This is a genomic window from Duganella margarita, assembly GCF_009857535.1.
Lineage (GTDB): Bacteria > Pseudomonadota > Gammaproteobacteria > Burkholderiales > Burkholderiaceae_D > Rugamonas > Rugamonas margarita.
Genome location: NZ_WWCS01000017.1, coordinates 1 through 18,130, shown reverse-complemented (window position 1 = coordinate 18,130; position 18,130 = coordinate 1). Strand labels below are relative to the sequence as shown.

14 protein-coding genes are annotated in these 18,130 nt (G+C 63.3%); 12 read left to right on the top strand and 2 right to left on the bottom strand.

Going from position 1 to position 18,130, the window contains the following annotated elements; all coding sequences use genetic code 11:
* The first annotated feature begins 59 nt into the window (after positions 1-59).
* Genes epsF through GTP55_RS22035 form a run of 8 tightly spaced genes read left to right on the top strand, consistent with a single transcriptional unit; the run spans position 60 to position 9,967 of the window.
* A complete protein-coding gene (gene epsF / locus GTP55_RS22070) occupies positions 60-1,454 on the top strand; it encodes a chain length determinant protein EpsF (RefSeq protein WP_161046988.1) in 1,395 nt (464 codons plus the stop codon).
* Positions 1,455-1,500: 46 nt separating this feature from the next.
* The gene (gene epsG / locus GTP55_RS22065; RefSeq protein ID WP_161046987.1) at positions 1,501-2,403 is read left to right on the top strand and encodes a chain length determinant protein tyrosine kinase EpsG; all 903 of its coding nucleotides are present in this window, start codon (positions 1,501-1,503) and stop codon (positions 2,401-2,403) included.
* A gap of 12 nt (positions 2,404-2,415) precedes the next feature.
* On the top strand, positions 2,416-4,038 hold the full coding sequence (xrtB, locus tag GTP55_RS22060; protein WP_229258105.1) for an exosortase B: 1,623 nt from the start codon (positions 2,416-2,418) through the stop codon (positions 4,036-4,038).
* 39 nt (positions 4,039-4,077) lie between these two features.
* Positions 4,078-5,385, top strand: a complete 1,308-nt coding sequence (locus GTP55_RS22055) for a lipopolysaccharide biosynthesis protein (RefSeq protein ID WP_161046985.1) — start codon at positions 4,078-4,080, stop codon at positions 5,383-5,385.
* A gap of 18 nt (positions 5,386-5,403) precedes the next feature.
* Positions 5,404-6,369, top strand: coding sequence for a polysaccharide pyruvyl transferase family protein (locus GTP55_RS22050; RefSeq protein ID WP_161046984.1), 966 nt, complete (start codon positions 5,404-5,406; stop codon positions 6,367-6,369).
* Between the two features lie 21 nt (positions 6,370-6,390).
* Positions 6,391-7,464, top strand: a complete 1,074-nt coding sequence (locus GTP55_RS22045; protein ID WP_161046983.1) for a glycosyltransferase — start codon at positions 6,391-6,393, stop codon at positions 7,462-7,464.
* Positions 7,465-7,511: 47 nt separating this feature from the next.
* Positions 7,512-8,927 carry an O-antigen ligase family protein gene (locus GTP55_RS22040; RefSeq protein ID WP_161046982.1) on the top strand — a complete coding sequence of 472 codons (1,416 nt, stop codon included), beginning with the start codon at positions 7,512-7,514 and terminating at the stop codon, positions 8,925-8,927.
* Positions 8,928-8,929: 2 nt separating this feature from the next.
* The gene (locus GTP55_RS22035) at positions 8,930-9,967 is read left to right on the top strand and encodes a glycosyltransferase (RefSeq protein WP_161046981.1); all 1,038 of its coding nucleotides are present in this window, start codon (positions 8,930-8,932) and stop codon (positions 9,965-9,967) included.
* A gap of 78 nt (positions 9,968-10,045) precedes the next feature.
* Here the strand turns inward: GTP55_RS22035 and GTP55_RS22030 are convergent, their stop codons facing one another.
* Positions 10,046-11,482, bottom strand: coding sequence for an Atrophin-1 multi-domain protein (locus GTP55_RS22030; protein WP_161046980.1), 1,437 nt, complete (start codon positions 11,480-11,482; stop codon positions 10,046-10,048).
* Positions 11,483-12,126: 644 nt separating this feature from the next.
* Here GTP55_RS22030 and GTP55_RS22025 point away from each other — a divergent pair.
* Entirely contained in the window at positions 12,127-13,185 is a 1,059-nt protein-coding gene (locus tag GTP55_RS22025; RefSeq protein ID WP_161046979.1) for an acyltransferase family protein, read from the top strand.
* 66 nt (positions 13,186-13,251) lie between these two features.
* Here GTP55_RS22025 and GTP55_RS22020 read toward each other — a convergent pair whose 3' ends face one another.
* Positions 13,252-15,312: an acyltransferase family protein gene (locus tag GTP55_RS22020; protein ID WP_161046978.1), complete on the bottom strand. Its 2,061-nt coding sequence runs from the start codon at positions 15,310-15,312 to the stop codon at positions 13,252-13,254.
* A gap of 233 nt (positions 15,313-15,545) precedes the next feature.
* Between GTP55_RS22020 and GTP55_RS22015 the strand changes: the two genes are divergently transcribed.
* The 3 genes from GTP55_RS22015 to GTP55_RS22005 all read left to right on the top strand — a co-directional run.
* On the top strand, positions 15,546-16,082 hold the full coding sequence (locus GTP55_RS22015) for a serine acetyltransferase (protein WP_161046977.1): 537 nt from the start codon (positions 15,546-15,548) through the stop codon (positions 16,080-16,082).
* On the top strand, positions 16,079-17,272 hold the full coding sequence (locus GTP55_RS22010; RefSeq protein ID WP_161046976.1) for a glycosyltransferase family 2 protein: 1,194 nt from the start codon (positions 16,079-16,081) through the stop codon (positions 17,270-17,272). The genes GTP55_RS22015 and GTP55_RS22010 overlap by 4 nt, the downstream gene beginning before the upstream one ends.
* The coding region (locus GTP55_RS22005; protein WP_371868401.1) for a WecB/TagA/CpsF family glycosyltransferase at positions 17,259-18,130 on the top strand (872 nt) is incomplete at its 3' end. The genes GTP55_RS22010 and GTP55_RS22005, both read left to right, overlap by 14 nt.

Here is an 18,130-nt window from a genome sequence, read left to right as displayed (position 1 = left end):
CTGTTAGCCTGGCTGGTTGTGGAGCACAGCCAGCCGCAGATCTCTTTTGAAAGTCCATCATGAATCTCACTCAACTGTTTCTCGCCCTGCGCGCGCGCTACAAGATCGTCCTGCTGACGCTGGCCGTGACGGTCGCCGTTACCGTGGTGGTCAGCCTGCTGCTGCCCAAGACCTACAAGGCCAGCACCTCGATCGTCCTGAATAACAAGGGCGTCGACTCCGTCACCGGCGTCTCGCTGCCGGCGCAAATGCTGCCGGGCTATATCGCCACCCAGAGCGACATCATCCACAGCAAGAGCGTGGCGCTGAAGGTGGTCGACAACCTGCACCTGGCCGAACTGCCGGCGGTCCAGCAGCAGTACCGCGATGCCACCGACGGCAAGGGCACCGATCTGCGCAACTGGCTGGCCGATCTGCTGCTCAACAAGCTCGACATCGAACCGGCGCGCGAGAGCAGCGTGCTGACCATCAGCTTCAAGGGCGCCGACCCGGCGTTCGTGGCGGCTGTCGCCAATGAGTTCGCCAATGCCTACATCCAGTTCAGCGTACAGCTGAAAACCGATCCTGCGCAACAGGCGTCGGGCTTCATCAACACCCAGATCAAGCTGCTGCGCGACCAATATGAGACGGCGCAAAGCCGCATGTCGAAATACCAGAAGGACCACGACATCTTCAACGCCGACAACCGCGTCGACGTCGAGACCAACCGCTTGAACGAGCTGTCGAGCCAATTGGTGGCGGCGCAGAGCCAGGCGATGGATGCGCAGTCGCGTTCGCGTCAGGCGGCGGGCAACGCCGGCACCTCGCCGGATGTGCAGAATAACGCGCTGATCCAGAACCTCAAGGCCAGCCTGGCGGTGGCCGAAGCCAAGCTGGCCGACACCAGCCAGCGGCTGGCGCCGAACCACCCGCAATACATCTCGGCCAAGTCCGAGGTCGACAAGTTGCGCAGCAACCTGAACGAACAAATCGCCATTGCCTCGTCCAGCGTGAGCACCGGCGGCCAGATCGCCGTGCAGCGTGAAAACGAGTTGCGCAGCGCGCTGGCGGCGCAAAAGCAAAAAGTGATGGCGCTCAACACCGCACGCGACGAGTTCACGGTGCTGGCCAACGAGGTTGAAAACGCCCGCCGCGCCTACGAGCTGGCGACCCAGCGTTACAACCAGACTTCGCTCGAAAGCAAGTCCAACCAGGCCGACATCGCGGTGCTGTCGCTGGCCACGCCAGCCGGCGCGCCATCGTCGCCACGGCTGTTCCTGAATGTGGCGCTGTCGATCATCGTCGGCCTGATCCTTGGCGCCGGCGCGGTTCTGGTGATGGAGCTGCTGGACCAGCGGGTGCGGTCTGCCGCGCACCTGGCGGAAACCTTCGGCCTGCCGCTGCTGGGCGTGATCGAACCGGCGGGCAAGCCGACGCGGCGCGCCAAGAAACCCTTGCTGACTGCCCAGACCTGAGCCGCCCTGCGCCTCTCGCCCCATTGACATAGACGGAGCACCACACATGAATGCCAATTCTCCAGTTGCACCTTACCCGGTGACGGACGCGCGCGACAAGCCCGCGCCGGCCGTCCCCGATCGTTCGATCGGCGCTATCCTGATCAAGCAGGGCCGCCTGTCGGTGGCCGACGCCGAACGCGTGCTGCGCTACCAGGTCGAAAAGAATCTGCGCTTCGGCGACGCCGCGCTGGCGCTGGGGGTGCTGACCGAGGCCGACATCGAGCTCGCGCTGTCGCGCCAGTACGACTATCCTTACCTGCTGCCCGGCGAAAGCGCGATCAGCGCCGAAGTGGTGGCGGCCTACGAACCGTTTACCAGCCGCGTCGAGTCGCTGCGCGCGCTGCGCAACCAGCTGATGTGGCGCTGGTTCGACACCGACGCCGAGCGCCGCGTGCTGGCCGTGACCGGCGCCGAGCGCGGCGATGGCCGCAGCTTCCTGGCCGCCAACCTGGCGGTGGTGTTTTCGCAGCAAGGCCAGCGCACGCTGCTGATCGACGCCGACCTGCGCAATCCGCGCCAGCATGCTGTGTTTGGGCTGGAAAACCGCACCGGCCTGTCGAATTGGCTGTCGGGCCGGCCTGCCGCCGACGCCGTGCAGCGCGTGCCCGGCCTGGTCGACCTGTCGGTGCTGCCGGCCGGTTCGCCGCCGCCTAACCCGTCCGAGCTGCTGGGCCGTCCGGCACTGGGGCAGGTGCTGCGCGAACTGGCGCCGCAGTACGACGTGATCCTGATCGACACCCCGGCCAGCGTCGAATGCTCGGATGCGCAGATGGTGGCCGGCCGCGCCGGCGCGGCGCTGGTGGTCACGCGCCAGAACGTCACCCATGTCGGCCATGTGCGCGATCTGGTCGGCGAACTGACCGAGGCCCGGGTGCACCTGGTCGGTACCGTGCTGAACAAATACTGATCCGGAATGCATATGCTGAACTCCTCTGTGAGCGTGCCGCGGGTGGCGCCGCTGCCGGCGCTGCTGGTCATCGCCGGCTTGCTGGCCGTCTATATCCCCAGCTTTATCGATTTGTTCCACGGCGCCTGGAGTTCGGACCGCAATGCCCATGGGCCCATCGTGATGGTGGTGGCCATGGTGTTCCTGTATTTCCGCCTGAGCCAGTTGATGGCGCAGGATCTGTTGCAACGCGCCCCGCAGCCGCTGGCCGGCTCGCTGGTGCTGGTGGTCGGCCTGTTGAGTTACGTGCTGGGCCGCTCGCAGAACGTGCTGGTGCTGGAAGTCGGTTCGCTGATCTGGGTGCTCAGCGGGCTGGTGATTGCGGGCTTCGGCGTGCGCACTTGGCGCCGCCTGTGGTTCGCGTTCTTCTTCATGCTGTTCATGATCCCGATGCCGGCGTCGGTGGTCGATGTGCTGACCTTGCCGATGAAAATCGCCGTCTCGGCCGCCACCGAACATTTGCTGTACTGGGCCGGCTATCCGATCGCCCGCAGCGGCGTCATCCTCACCATCGGCCAGTACCAGTTGCTGGTGGCCGACGCCTGCGCCGGCCTGAACTCGCTGTTCACGCTCGAAGCGCTGGGCCTGCTGTACATGAATCTGGTGCGCCACCCGTCGCTGGTGCGCAACGTCGTGCTGGCGTCGCTGATCGTGCCGATTTCGTTTACCGCCAATACCATCCGCATCGTCTTCCTGTCGCTGATCACCTATCACTTGGGCGACGCCGCCGGGCAGGGCTTCCTGCACAGTTTCTCCGGACTGGTGCTGTTCCTCTCGGCCTTGCTGCTGATCATCGGCGTCGATAGCGCACTGAGCTGGTTGGTGGCGCGGCGCGGCGCCGGCCGCGATCCGGAGCAGAGCGCCTTGAGCCTGCCCTCGGTGCCGGCCGGCACCTGGCAGCGACTGCTCAACGTGCCGCTGGCGCCAGCGGCGGCCGTGCTGGCCGGCATGCTGGTCAGCATCGCCGCCGCCCATGCGCTGACGCCGCACCTGACGTCGGTGACGACCGCGCTGCAACTGACGCAAGCGGTGCCGGCTCAGATCGGCGAGTGGAAACTGGTGCCGGATTCGGTGGCGCAGGCCACGTTGGCGACCAACGACGAGGGCGGGGCGCTGACCGACCAGATCTATGACGAAGTGGTGACCCGCACTTACATCAATCCGCAAGGCACGCAGATGATGCTGGCGTTAGCGTATGCCCGCGAACAGCGCCAGGACGTCAAACTGCACCTGCCGGAAATCTGCTACCCAGCGCAGGGCTACAAGGTGGTCGCGCTCGCGCCTGCGATGTTGGCGGTTGGTCACGGCGCTGCCGTACCCGGCAAGCACATGCTGGCCGAGGGCAATGGCCGCACCGAAGCGGTCACCTATTGGACCCGTGTCGGCGATGCTTATCCGAACAGTGGCATGCGCCAGCGGATGAAAATTTTCCGCGATGGCTTGCGTGGCGTGGTCACCGACGGCATGCTGGTGCGCGCCTCGGTGATTGTGTCCGATAAGGCTGCGGCGCCAGCGGCGTATCAGCAGCAGGAGAGCTTCCTCAGTGCGCTGGTGGCTGCGGTAAAACCGGGCGCGCCTCCGTTGGTGGCCCAATGAACTGGCGGATATGAAGATTACTTTACCAATGGCTGTCTTATGAGTTCCTCCCGGGGCGGGCTGGCTGGCGCATTCGGCAAAACGCTGATGACGACGGTTGGCATCACCGCGATCAGTTTTATTTCGTCGGTGCTGACTGCGCGGATGCTGGGACCGGAAGGTCGCGGCCTGCTGTCGGCGGCGCTGATGGTCGGCACCTTGGCGGCCGGCGTTGCGCAGCTGGGGTTGGCGACCAGCTATGTCTACCATGTCGGCGCCGCGCGGCGTTTTTCCTATGGCGGCCTCCTGAGCGCTTCCGTGCTGATGGTGGCGCTGGTGGCCGCCGCTATGGGCTGGATCGGCTCGCAGCTGCGCAGCGATCCGCAGTTTGTCGCGGCGTTGCCATGGGTTATAGCGCTGGCCGCGTTCATGGGGACGCAAAACTATTTCTTCCTGCTGGCGCAGATTAAATCCGACCTGCGGTTTTTTAATCTCATGCGTTTCAGTCTGGTGGGCGGCAATCTGTTGCTGTTGCTGCCCCTGCTACTGTTTTACCATACGGTGCAGTTCATGCAAATGCTTTACTGTCAGTTGGCCGTGGTGGTGGCGCTGACCCTGGTCGGCGCCTACTGGTCGATGCAGAACCGCGTGTGGAACGTGGCCCAGCCCAAGGAACCGGTGTCGCTGATCCGGGTGCTGCGCTACGGCCTGCAACAACATGGCACCGTTTTGCTTAGTCTGCTTTTGCTGAATTTCGACAAGATCATTTTGCTGAAGCGCGGCCAGATTGCCGAGTACGGTTATTACGCGATGGCGTTCACCACCTCGCGCCTGATCGGCGCGGTGCAAGAAGCGGTGGCGGTGGCGCTGTATGCGCGCTTTGCCGGGCGCGATCTGCAACAGCTGGACGACAAGGTGCGCACGGCGTTCCGCCTCACCTTCGGGCCGTTGTTGCTGCTGGCGGCGTTGGGCGCAACCCTGTCGCACTGGCTGATTGTTCTGGTGTATGGCGAGAAGTTTGCCCCGATGGCGCTGCCGTTCGCCATCCTGCTGTTTGAATGTGTCTGCGGCGGCGCCAGCTGGACGCTGGCGCAGCGCTTCACGGCCGGCGGCCGTCCGGGCCTGGTGCTTGTGCGGCAGCTAATTTCGGTGGTGCCGGTGTTTATCGCCATGCCGTTCCTGCCGGCCGGCAATGTGTACGTGTTCCTGGCCCTACTGATGCTGCTGGGCGCCGTGCTGCGGCTGGTGGTGACGCTGTGTATGTATCCGATCACCCTCAAGGAAAAAATGCCGGCGTTGCTGCCTACCCGGGCCGATCTGCAGATGCTGTATGGTCTTCTGCCACGCGCGCGTGGTTCTTTAAACTGACGCCTTATTAGGACTATTATGGAAGCTGAAAAACTCGACTCCGCCAGGTTAAATGCCGAGCTGATGACAAAGCACGCGGTGCTGCTGGACTTGATCGGTAAGGCGCCGTTCCATTATGTCGATATTCCTATGCACGGCAATATCGGCGATTTGCTGATCATGCTGGGTACGCTGGCTTTTTTCAAGAAGCACAATCTGACACCGCGTCTTATCTCGCCGTTTTTCTCCTTTAACCCGGACTGGCTGGGCAAGGACGACGTGGTGGTGTTCCATGGGGGCGGCAATTTTGGCGACCTGTACCCGTTCTTCCAGCAGTTGCGCGAGCGGGTCGCGGCCGCACGGCCGGGCAACCGGATTGTCATCCTGCCGCAGTCGATTCATTTTTCGTCGCCGGAAAAAGCTGCCGAGTCTGCCGCTATCTTCCGCCGCCATCCCGACCTGCACTTGTGCGTGCGCGACAAGGTGTCGTTCGAGCAAGCGCGGGCTTTTACCGATAAGGTCTATCTGCTGCCTGACATGGCGCACCAGCTGTATCCGCTCGGCCGCAGCTACGACAAAAACGGCGACGCCATGCTGATCACCCGCGTTGATGACGAAAAAGTGGACCACGGCACACTGCCGGACGTTCGCGTCAGCACCCATACCGACTGGCCGCAATTCGTCGGCGAGCGCGAACGCGTGATCAATCGCTACCGTCACGCCATCGGCGTCTTCTCGCGGCGCGGCCTGGGCAAGCCGGCCAACGTCATCGTCGCGCCGTTGTGGATCGCCTACGCGCAAAAGCTGGTGGACGAGGCCATCGCGCTGTTTGCCCGGCACAACCTGATCGTTACCGATCGTCTGCATGGTCATATCCTGGCGGTGCTGATGGATATGCCGACCCTGGTTCTCGACAACAGCTACGGCAAGAACAGCCGCTACGCGTCGGTCTGGACCGCGCGCAGCGAACTGGTCACCTTGGCAGCCGCTCAGCGCAGCGCCTGAATTTCTGCGAAAGGACATAGCGTGGCACAAATTGACATTCTGCTGCCGGTGAAGAACGGCAAGGATTTCTTGGCGGAATCGATCGACAGCATCATCGCCCAGACCCATACCGACTGGCGCCTGCTGGTGCTGGACCACGGCTCCACCGACGGCAGCCGTGAGATGGCGGAGGACTACCGGCGCCGCGATCCCCGCGTCGAGGTGCACAGTTTCCCGCAGGCGGTCGGCCTGGCTGGCCTGCTGAACTGCGGCCTGGAGATTGCCGATTGCGAATTCGTCATGCGCCATGACGCCGATGACATCTGCTACCCGGATCGCATGGCGCTGGCGCTGGCCGGGTTTGCGCAGTATCCGGACTGCGTCGCCATCGGCGGCCAGGCCGACGTCATCGACGCCAGCGGCAAGCTGCTGGGCGAAATGCTGATGCCGGTGGGCTCGGCGCGCGTGACCGCCGCCAGCCTGTTCCGCAATCCGATCGCCCACCCGACCGCCATGCTACGCTTCGCTGCGGTCAAGCAGATGGGCATCCGCTATGGCATCGACCTGTTGCGCGTGTTGCCCGAAGACCAGCGGCTGGAAGTGCCGGCGCTGGCCGAGGATTATTTCCTGTTCGGCCAGTTGGCCATCCTGGGCAAGTGCGCCAACATTCCGCACAAGCTGATTCGCTATCGCTGGCACGGCAACAATGTCAGCGCCACCCGCTTCGACGACCAGATGGCGGTGTCGCTGGACATTTCGCGCTCGCTGGCGCGCTCCTTCTGCATCATGCACCAGCTGCCATGGTTCGACCCGGCGCCGTTCTGCAACCATGGCGGCATTTTGCTCGACGTGGACGGTCGCGGCAATTTCGACGCCGAGTATGAACGCATGGCCGACGCCGTCACGCGCGGCTTGGGCGACTCGGAGGAATTGCGGCGCGAACTGCGTTACCGCAAGGCCATCGCCACGCGCCGCGAAGCCAGCCTGCTGTGGCGCTTCCACCGCTTCCGCGCCGATAACACGCCGGAAGCCGGCGAGTGGACCGCCATCCGCTCCTGGTTGCTGCGGCGCTTCCCGGGCCGTCCGCGCATGAGCGTCGCCGGCCTGCCGGCCTGAGACCGCGCCAGGCGCTACTCCGTTCGATTACTTCAGAGGTTCACGTCATGCCCGCTTTGCCGAAATTCCCCGCTTTACCCCGTCTGCCGGGATTCCTGCGCCAACCGCTGGGCACCAGCTATCTGGTGATCGGCGGCTTGCTGCTGGCGGCCGTCGTGCTGGGCATGTTCACGCCGCTGTTCGTCGCCACCATGGGCGACAGCCCTTCGAAAATGTTCGCGTTGCCGGCGGCGATGGTGTTCGCGCTGTTGCTAATCTACGACCACAAGCTGACCTTGCTGGGGATTATCCTGTTCCGCGCGGCGCTCGACCCGGTGTTGTCGCTGACCCGGATTTCGCTGGGCGGCATCCCGCTGGGCGTGGGCGGGCTGCTCAACGCTTGCGTGATCCTGATCGCGATCATGCTGGTGTTCGAGCGCCCGCGCGTGGTGCCGGCGCGCGCATTCTGGGCCTGGACGCCGTTCCTGCTGCTGCTGTGCGCGGGCGTGATCCCATCGTATGAGCGCGGCGAGGCGGTCCGCCAGTGCCTGGCGCTGCTGTCGTTCTTTGCGATGTTCATCAGCGGCTTTTATTTTGGCCAAACCCAGGCCGAGTTCCGCTCGGTCATGAAGGTGGTGGTGTGGTCGTCGGCGGTGCCGGCGCTGTACACCTTCGTCGATGTGGCCTTGCACTATCGCGCCGGTTTCCGCCTGGCCAGCACCTTCGGCCATCCCAATGTGCTGGCGTTCTACCTGACGGTGATCATTACGGTGGCGTTTTATCTGTTGCAGACCATGCCCGCCAGTTATCGTGGGTGGCAGCGGGTGTTCCTGATCGGCTATCTGTTCTTCCTGCTGATCATGCTGGCCATGACCCATACCCGCAGCGCCTGGATCGCTACCGCGATCGGCTTTGGCATGTATGGCTTGCTGTTTGACCGCCGTTATCTGGTGTACATCGCGGTGGGCGGGGCTTTGGCCCTGCTGGTGCCTGGCGTCGGCGACCGCTTGCTGGAGCTGACCCACGACAATCCGACCGGGAATGTGACCGAGATGAATTCGGCCTCGTGGCGCGTAGCCCTTTGGCAAAGCGCGTTTGGCTGGATGTCGCCGCACACCTTTGTCACCGGTAACGGCCTGCAAACATTCCAGCACTTCTCGCCGACCTTCTTCCCGTTGGCCGGTGGTATTCATTGGGAGGCCCACAGCATTTACGTGCAGCTCATCTTTGAGATCGGGCTGGTCGGCCTGTTCGCTTATCTGTGGCTGAACTGGCGTGTATTCAAAGGGCTGCTACCGTTGATCAAGGTCGACAAGCTGGCGGCGTTCTCGCTGATCGTGGTGCTGGTGAACTTCCTGATTTGCGCGTTCAGCGACAATATGTTCGACATCCTGGTGTATGACTGGTACTGGTGGTTTGCAGTGGGGGCGGGCAGTTCGCTGGCGCTCAGCAAGACAGTCACGCTCACGCCACGAAAGGCCTGACCATGGCACAACCACGCCCCATGCACTGGACCGTGCTGGCCCCGTTTGTACGCGACGTCGACCCGAAGTGGATTTTTGAATACATCGATCCGGCCCAACACGAAGTAGCGGCGGTGCCGGCCCGCTACGACCATGACCGTTCGCGCCGCAGCGCCTCCGCGCGCGATTGGCTCGATTATTTCCGCCACGCGCTGGCTGGTTTCCTGGCCACCTATCGGCGCGGCCGCAAGACCGGCATCATCACCACGTTCCCGCAACTGGCCCTGATGGTGGCGCTGATGAAAAAGCTGAGCGGGCGCAAACAGCTGCCGCTGATTGCCTGGTGCTTCAATCTGGCGCAACCATATGGCGGCCTGAAAGGCAAGGTGGCGCGCTACTGCCTGCCGGCGGTGGATATTTTTGTGGTGCATTCGCAGGCGGAAATCGACATCTACAGCCGCTGGCTGAATCTGCCGGCATCGCGCTTTGTGTTCGTGCCGCTGAGTGTGGCCGACCCGGTCAACGAGCCATGGCGCGAGCGCGACGGCGAGCCCTATATTGTGGCGCTGGGCACGGCCAACCGCGATTACCGCCTGCTAATGGAGGCTGTGGGCGAACTGGGCTACAAGACCATCATCGTGTCCGGCGCGCACGCGGTGGAACACCTGACGCCGCCGCCTTGCGTCAGCGTGCAGTCCGGCCTGTCGCTTGATGAGTGTCACCGGCTGGCAGCCTATTCGCGCATCAATGTGATTCCGATCGCCGACACCGACGCTCCATCCGGCCAGGTGACGCTGATTGAATCGATGATGCTGGGGGTGCCGCTGGTGGCCACCGCCTGCGCCGGCACCACCGATTACATCGAGCATGGTCAGGACGGCCTGCTGGTGGCGCCGAAGGATACGGCGTCGCTGGTGGCAGCGTTGAAAAAACTGTGGAACGACCAGACCTTGCGCCAGCAACTGTCGGCGCAAGCCAAACACTCGTCGATGCAGAAGTTCAGCTTCAAGGCGGCCTCGGCTAGTCTGGCGGTGTTGATGGAGCGCATGGCGGCGCGCTGACCGGTGGCGTGCGCCACTGGAATGACAAACGGCGCATCACCCTTGGCGGGGCATGCGCCGTTTGTGTTTCTGCTGCGGTTACTGCGCTGGCGTCAGCGTCGCGCGCAGGGTCGAGGCCTGGTTCACGCCGCTATAGGCGGTCAGCACAAACCAGGCGCCGGTGGCTGGCCAGGTGACGCGCGCCGAGGCCTTGTCGCCCAGAGCACCGGTGTCCGACACCACGGCGCCGCCGCTGTATACCTGCATCTTCAGCTTGGCGCCACCGGTCGCCGTGACCGTGAACTTCTGCGCCGTGCCTGGCGTGACCTTGCCCCATACCACTTTATTGATGCCGCTGGAGTTACCGTTGACCATGACGGTCTGGGTCGCTGCAGCAGGGAAGTTCAGTGACTGGGTAATGGTGTCATACACGCCGTCCACGGTGCCGCTGTAGCGGGTCCATGGGCCGCGCATCGACAGCTGGTTGACTGCGACCGCCGCCTTGGGCGTCATCGGCTGGCCATTGCCGTCCACCCAGCTGGTGGCCGAAACGACCTGGCGCAGGTTGGCGCGGATGCGATCGAGCTCGGTTGCCACGGCATTGTCCCAACCGCCGTTGTGCAGGTCGTACTTGACGCCGCCCTCAACGTGGATCGCAAACGGCGTTCCATCATTGCGGTCAACCACGTAGGCGCCGTAGCGTTTCAGCGTCTCGGCAACCTTGCGCAGCGCCGGATTGGCGATTTTCGTGGTGTCATAGCTGGCCGGCAGCATCAGCAGTGCACCTTGCGGAATTCCGCCTGTATTGGTGCTGGCTGCATTGATGTCCGCCGACGTCGCCGGGTAAATATACGGCGTCTTGCCCGACAGGCCATTGTAGGTCATCGACATGGCCAATGCGTGGCTGTAATACGCCTGGCCATCATTGACTTCACTAGCGCGGATCATGCCGGCCAGTGGAATCACTCCAGCAGCGCGCGAGCCCTGGTAGAAGTGGGCGGGATCACCGAAACCGGGGCCCTTGGCGTCGGACCAGGCGTACAGCTTGGCGTACCACTTGCCGCTCACCAGCCGCAAACCCCAGAACGAGTGGATCACATTGGTGACCGGATCGTAGATGTCGGCTTCCTGGTCGTCATTGGCGGTCGGCACGACGTTGGCTGGCCACCGTGGCACGGTGACGGTGCGCGAGTTCTGGCTGTCCGGGTCGGCAACGCCGGCGGTGCCGGTGATGCCGCTGACCGTAACTGGACCGTCGGTGGTTTTGGCTTGGAACAGGCCGGACGACGTTGCGCCGGCCGCTACGACAGGGTAGTAGCTCGACTTTGGAATCACAAACGTGCCGAGCACAGGATTGATCGGCCGCGAATTCCATAACGAGTCTGCGGCGAACAGGCGGTTGAACGTGCCAAACGCAGGCGCAGCGGGCTGGGTGGTGGTTTGTGCTACTGCGTTCAACACGGCAATGCTGAGGACGGAGCACGTGAGAACTTTGCGCAGGCGGCGCGAGGCGGCCGTGGTGTTATTAGTGGACATGTGAAACTCCTACCAAGGAAGTGGGCGTGGAAATCGGTGACATGAAAAGATTATACACAGCTTTCTTGCCGTAGCGAAATAAATCAATGGCTGTCCGATATTTTATGGTGAGCGTACAACAGTTTAATTCTTTCTTGCATATATTAATTGAGTTAATACTAAACAAAAAGCCGGAATCCGCATGTTTGCTAGAGGCGGCAAGTAAAAAGACGAGCGAGACAAGCATAGGCGGCTTCCGGGTTGTCGTTTAGTTTATTCAAATTTCATTTGAATAAACTTCTCATTTTATTAGCTGAAATTAATATAAATCAATTCGTGGAATTTATATAATTTCTGGACTGATAACAATATAATTTTTATACGCTGAGGGCGGCTCCATGTGGCGCGGCCTCCCGGCGGCCGCAGCCGCGCACTTCAGGCACACGCTTGGAAATCAAATGTTTTCACAATGGTATAATAATTTTAACTAAAATTAAAATACTTTAATGAATCATTGGTATCCAGGAGGAATAATTGGCTAAAATAGACGTTATATTGCCGTCTAGGAATGGCATTGGTTTTCATCGGCAGCCATTCGACTGCATCAGCCCACCCGATTCAGGCGCCGCCAGTCGCGAGACGGGAGACCACTACCAGCGCCACCGATGGGGGTGGCCATGCAATTAAATACTATTCAATTTTTGCGCTTTGTCGCAGTCTTGTTGGTTGTCACCTCGCATACCGTGGTGGAAGTCTGGCGACGGTTGGGCTTCGCTGGCGAGTTCGGCTACTGGCATCAGGTCGGTGGCGCCGGGGTCGATATCTTCTTCGTCATCAGCGGGTTTGTGATCACCCTGTCCACCATGAGGGCCGCCGCCGCCGGTGGCGCCGACGCCAGTTGGCATTTTCTCCTGCGGCGCATTATCCGCATCGTGCCGCTCTATTGGGTCTACACTGCGGTCAAGGCGATGGTGGTGGTGTTGGTCGGCTCAAGGGCCTTCCATTCGACCATCGCACCGGATTATTTTCTGAAGTCAATTTTCTTCATTCCCGCGGTCAATCCGGCCGGCCAGGTGTTACCGCTCCTGGAGTCCGGCTGGACGCTCAGCTATGAAATGCTGTTTTACCTGTCGTTCGCGCTGGCGATCTGGGTGCGCAAGCCGCCATTGCGCTTCTGCCTGGTACTGATGTCGCTGGTGTTTGCGCTGGGGGTGGTGTTTGCCGATCAGGTGGTGATCGGCTTCTTTGGTCGCACGCTGCTGTTCGAGTTCTTGTGCGGCGGCTTGATCGCGCGGCTGTGGACGTGGCGGCCGCCGCTGCCCGCGTATCTCGCGCCCGCGTTGGTAGTGTTCGCTGTAGCCGCTCTGTTCGTTTTCCCTGCTGTGCCAGTGGACCGCCTGTTCGCCGTCGGACTGCCTGCGGCCGCGCTGGTCATGGGCATGGCATGGCTGGAACGCTATCGCGCCATCAGCCGCCTGAGCGGACATTTCAAGCTGTTTGGCGATGCCTCCTACACCATCTATCTGTCGCACGGTCTGTCGATGCCGGTGTTTATCATGCTGGCCCAAAAAGCCGGCATGCACTCGATGGCGATCATTTTCACGTTCACCGTGGTGGCGGTATTCGCTCTCGGAGGCTTGCTGTATGTGGCCGGCGAGCGGCCGTTGACAGCCTGGCTGAACCGTCAGGTGGGCCGCAAGATGGCGCTGGCGTCGACCCCCTGAGCCGCAGAGATAAAACAGGCTCCGCAGCAACCCTTGGGTTGTTGCGGAGCCTGTTGTAGCTGGAGCTTATGGCGCCTTGGCCGCCCCGGCTCGTGGCGGCATGACCAGATCGTCCAGATAGTTGGCAACGCGCCGGCTGTAGCTTGGCCGCATGTGCGTGGTGTCGGTATAGACCGGGGCGCCGCTGGCGTCCAGCACATGGCAGGTGTTGCCTTCACACAGGGAGGTGGTCGGATCGATCAGCTCGGCGCCGGTGGCGGCGGCGATCGCGATCAGCCGCGCGCGCGCCGCTGCATTGGCGTGGTTGAAGCTGACCAGGTCAACGTTGGGGATGTTTTTCAGTGGATAGATACTGTCCAGGCGCGATCCCTGGTACATATTGCGCGGGTCGTAAGCCTGGCCGCTCGGCGGTTGCAGGACGATGACCACGCGCTTGCCCGCTTTGCGCAGCGACGCCACCGACTGCTGCAGCGAGGCGTAGGCCAGGTCTTGCGCGGCAGCGGACGGGAACGGCAGGATCTGGCTGCCAGTATCGTACTCGGTGAGATTATTGTATGTGTTGAAATACGCGTACCAGGCCGCGCCGATCATCACCGTATGCACCTGCGGCTGGCTGGCCAGGTCATACGCGGCCGCGATGGTTTGGGGGCACAGCGGGAACTGGAAGCGTGGCAGGCGAATGGTGTGCAATACCGGCTGGCAACCGCCGCCGGTGGCAAAGATCACGGAATTGACCTGATCCGGCTGGCGCGCCATCAATTGCTCCATATGCGGGCCATATTGCTGCACCAGCGAGTCGCCGATGAACACCGTCAGGCCGGGCGCTTTGCCGGTCAGCTGCTGAAAGAGAATGCCTTGGTGCCGGATCGGCTTGAAGCTGGCGCCGGGGAAGTCGAAATCGTTGAGCGCGTTCAGATAGACGTCGCTGCCATGCACATCGATCCGCTCGCGCAGCAGGCCGGCGTTGATGCCGAAGCCGATCAGCGCCGTCAGCGCTACCCCCGTCACCAGGGCGCCGACCACGCGCGGCGTGTTGCGGTAGTGACGCAGCGGGGTTTCCAGCAGCCGGTAAGTCAGGTAGGCCAGCAGCAGCGCGCCGGTCATCAAGCCAATTTTCACCAGGTAGGACGGTTTTTCGCCGTACAGGATGAAAGCGTAAGACAGCAACGGCCAATGCCATAGATACAGTGGATAGCTGATCTTGCCGATGCCGGTGGCCAGCCGGTTGCCCAGCAGGTGGCGGTTAATCAGCGTGGCCGGGCCGGCCATGATCAGCAAGAACGTCGCAGCCACCGGCAGCAGCGCCCACCAACCGGGGAACAGGGCCTGCGGCTTGATCAGCGCGAACGCGCCGACCATCAGCAGCGTCCCGAGCGCGGCGGCCCAGCGCTGCTGCTGCAGGCTCCATGGGCGGCGATGCAGATGCAGGTAGGCGGCCACGCCACCGCTCATCAGTTCCCAGAAGCGCGATAGCGGCGAATAGAAGGCGGCGGTGGGATTGCTGGCGATGCTGCCGAGGTTGACCGCCATCGACGCGCAGAAGATGGCGCCGGTCACCAGCAGGAAATTATAGCGTTTGGTAAATACCAGCCACAGGATCAGCGGCCAGGCGATGTAAAACTGTTCCTCGACCCCGAGCGACCACAGGTGCAGCAGCGGTTTGGTGTTGCCGGAACTGTCGAAATAGCCCGATTCTACCCACAGCACCAGGTTGGAGACGAAGCCGCCGCCGGCCGCCACATGCTTGCCGAGCACGGTGAACTCGCCGTGCAGCAGCACCATCCAGCCGAAAGCCAGCGTCGCCAGCAGCACTACCAGCAACGCGGGGAAGATGCGGCGCACGCGGCGCGAATAAAAATCGAGGATGCTGAAGCGGCCCGCCTCCAGCTGCTTGAGCAGGATGGTGGAGATCAGATAGCCGGAAATGACAAAGAATATGTCGACCCCGACAAAACCGCTGACAAACCACTGCGGCCAGCAATGGAACAGCAGCACGGCGGTGACCGCGACCGCCCTCAAGCCGTCGATGTCGGGCCGGTAGGCCAGCGCATGCGGCGTCGGCGTGGCGGGGCCGGGCAGGGGCGCGGTGCGCGGCGGCGGGGTGGCGGCGTGGGCGGTAACAGTCATGGGTGTGCGGGGCGTAAGGTAGCAGGGTGGTGAATAGATGTCTGTTAATATTAGCACAGCTGTCATTGCTTCCGAAGCAACGGCGCAGGCGGGCGCGGCCTTTTGTCGCGTCGCAGCAAAATTGGCAAAAAACACAGCATTACACGATTGATTCGTTTAAAATGCAAGTCATTATTATCTGTGCAACGTGCTTGCTCCGCAGGGCGCCGTGTGCAATGTGAGAGAAGGAAGCCATGAGCAAGGATGAGGACTGGGCGGCCGATTTGCGGCGCTATGCCATGCGGCGGCCGTTCCTGAAGGAGCAATCGATTTGGGCGATCTGGCTGTACCGCCGCGGCCGCCGCATTGACGGCATGGCGCCCGGCCTGGGCCGCCGGCTGGCGACAGCGCTGTACTGGTCGTTGTACCGCGTGATTGAAACCGCCTCCGGCATCACGCTGCCGAAAAGCGCGCGCGTTGGTCCCGGGCTGCGCATCTGGCACTTTGGTAACGTTATCATCCACGCGGACGCCGTCATCGGTGCCAATTGCACCCTGCGCCATGGCGTCACCATCGGCACCCGCGAGGAAAACGGCCCTGTGCCGGTGATTGGCGATGACGCCGATATCGGCGCCTATGCGCAAATTCTCGGCGGTGTCCGCGTTGGCAACGGCTGCCGCATCGGTGCCATGTCGGTGGTGCTGTGCGACGTGCCGGACGGCGCTACCGCAGTCGGCGCCCCGGCCCGTATCATCGCCGCCCGGCGCGACGCAGCGGCGGGGGCGGCATGAGCCAGTTGCTGTCCTTGCTGATGTACCTGTTGTATGGGCTGTTGATCCTGGCGGCGGTGCCGGTGACGGTGCTGCTGCTGCAGGCGCTGCTGGCGTTTGCGCGCCTGAAGCCGGCGCCGGCCGCCAGCGGCCGCCGGCCGCGGCTGGCCGTGCTGGTGCCGGCCCATAATGAATCCGGCGGCATCAACGCCACCCTCGACAGCCTTCGTCCACAACTGGTGGCGGGCGACCGCATCCTGGTGGTGGCCGATAATTGCAGCGACGACACGGCGGCGGTGGCTGCACGCGGCGGCGCCGAGGTGCGCGAGCGCTTCAGCGACACCGAGCGCGGCAAGGGCTATGCGCTGGACTTTGGCGTGCGTTGCCTGGCTGAAGACCCGCCCGAAGTGGTGGTGATTGTCGATGCCGACTGCATCGTCGGTCCCGGCGCGCTGGACCGGCTGGCGCGTGACGCACTGCAGCACGGGGTGCCGATGCAAGCACTGTATTTGATGCGCGCGCCGGGCGCCAGCGGCCTGAAGAAAATTGCCGAATTTGCCTGGGTGGTCAAGAACCTGGTGCGTCCGCTGGGCTTCGCCCGGCTCGGCCTGCCGTGCCAGCTGATGGGCACCGGCATGGCGTTCGACTGGCCGACCCTGAGCACGGCCGCACTGGCGAACGGCCACATCGTCGAAGACATGAAGCTCGGCCTCGACCTGGCGCGCGCCGGCAAGGCGCCACGCTTCTGCCCGGCGGCCGAGGTCTACAGTACATTCCCGAGCAACGACGCCGGCACTGCCGCGCAGCGCACGCGCTGGGAGCACGGCCACCTGAGCATGATCGTCTCGGCGGTGCCGTCGATGGTGTTGCAGGGCCTGTTCAAGGGCCGGCCGCAGTTGCTGGCGCTGGCGCTGGACCTGAGCGTGCCGCCGCTGGCACTGCTGGCGATGGCGGTCGTTGCGCTGTTCGGCCTTGGCCTGGTGGCGACCGTGTTGAGCGGCGCAGTGCTGCCGCTGGCCTGGGCTACGTTGCTGGGGCTGGCGTTTGGCGCGGCCGTGCTGCTGGCGTGGTGGGCCCATGGCCGCCAGGTGCTGGCCGGACGCGAGCTGCTGCTGGCGCTATGGTATGTGGTGCGCAAAGTGCCGCTGTATTGCCGTTTTGTGGTGCAACGTCAAGTTGAATGGGTGAGGTCGAAACGTGACAGCGAGTAATGCTTCTTTGGCCGTGGCGGCCGGCCGGCCGCCGTCCTACGCGCCCGATTTCCAGCGCCCCGTGTATTGCCTGCTGGGACTGCCGTTTGACGCCGTCACTACGGCCGAGGCCGAACAACTGGCGCTGGATGCGGCAGCCGCGCGGCGGCGCTGCTTTTTCTCCACGCCCAACCTGAATTTCCTGATTGCCGCGCGGAGCGACACGCCGTTCCGGCTGTCGGTGCTGCGCTCCGACCTGTCGCTGGCCGATGGCATGCCGATCATCTGGATGGCGCGCGCGCTGGGCATCCCGCTCACCGAGCGGGTGGCCGGCTCGACTGTGTTCGAGGGCTTGCGGGCCCAGCGCCGCGCGCCGCTGCGGGTTTACCTGTTCGGCGGCCCGGACGGGGTCGCCGCGCGCGCTGCCGAGGTGATCAACGCGGAGCAAGGCGCCATGGTCTGCGTCGGCAGCAGTTCGCCCGGGTTTGGCAGCATCGCGCAGATGAGTTCGCCTGCGCAACTGGCCGCCATCAATGACAGCGGCGCCGACTTCCTGCTGGTGGCGCTGGGCGCGCAGCGCGGCCAGGCCTGGATCGAACACAATCTGGCGGCGCTGCAGGTGCCGGTGGTCAGCCACCTGGGCGCGGTGATCAACTTTGTGGCCGGTAATATCAAGCGGGCGCCGCCGCGCTGGGGCGCGCTCGGCCTGGAATGGCTGTGGCGCATCAAGGAAGAGCCGGCCCTGTGGCGGCGCTATTACCGCGACGGCCTGGCGCTGCTGCGCCTGGCCGGCGGCAAGGTGCTGCCCGGTCTGCTGGCGCAACGGCGCGCGCGCATCCGCATCGCCCAGGCGCCGGCGCCGCAGCTGACGCTGCGCCG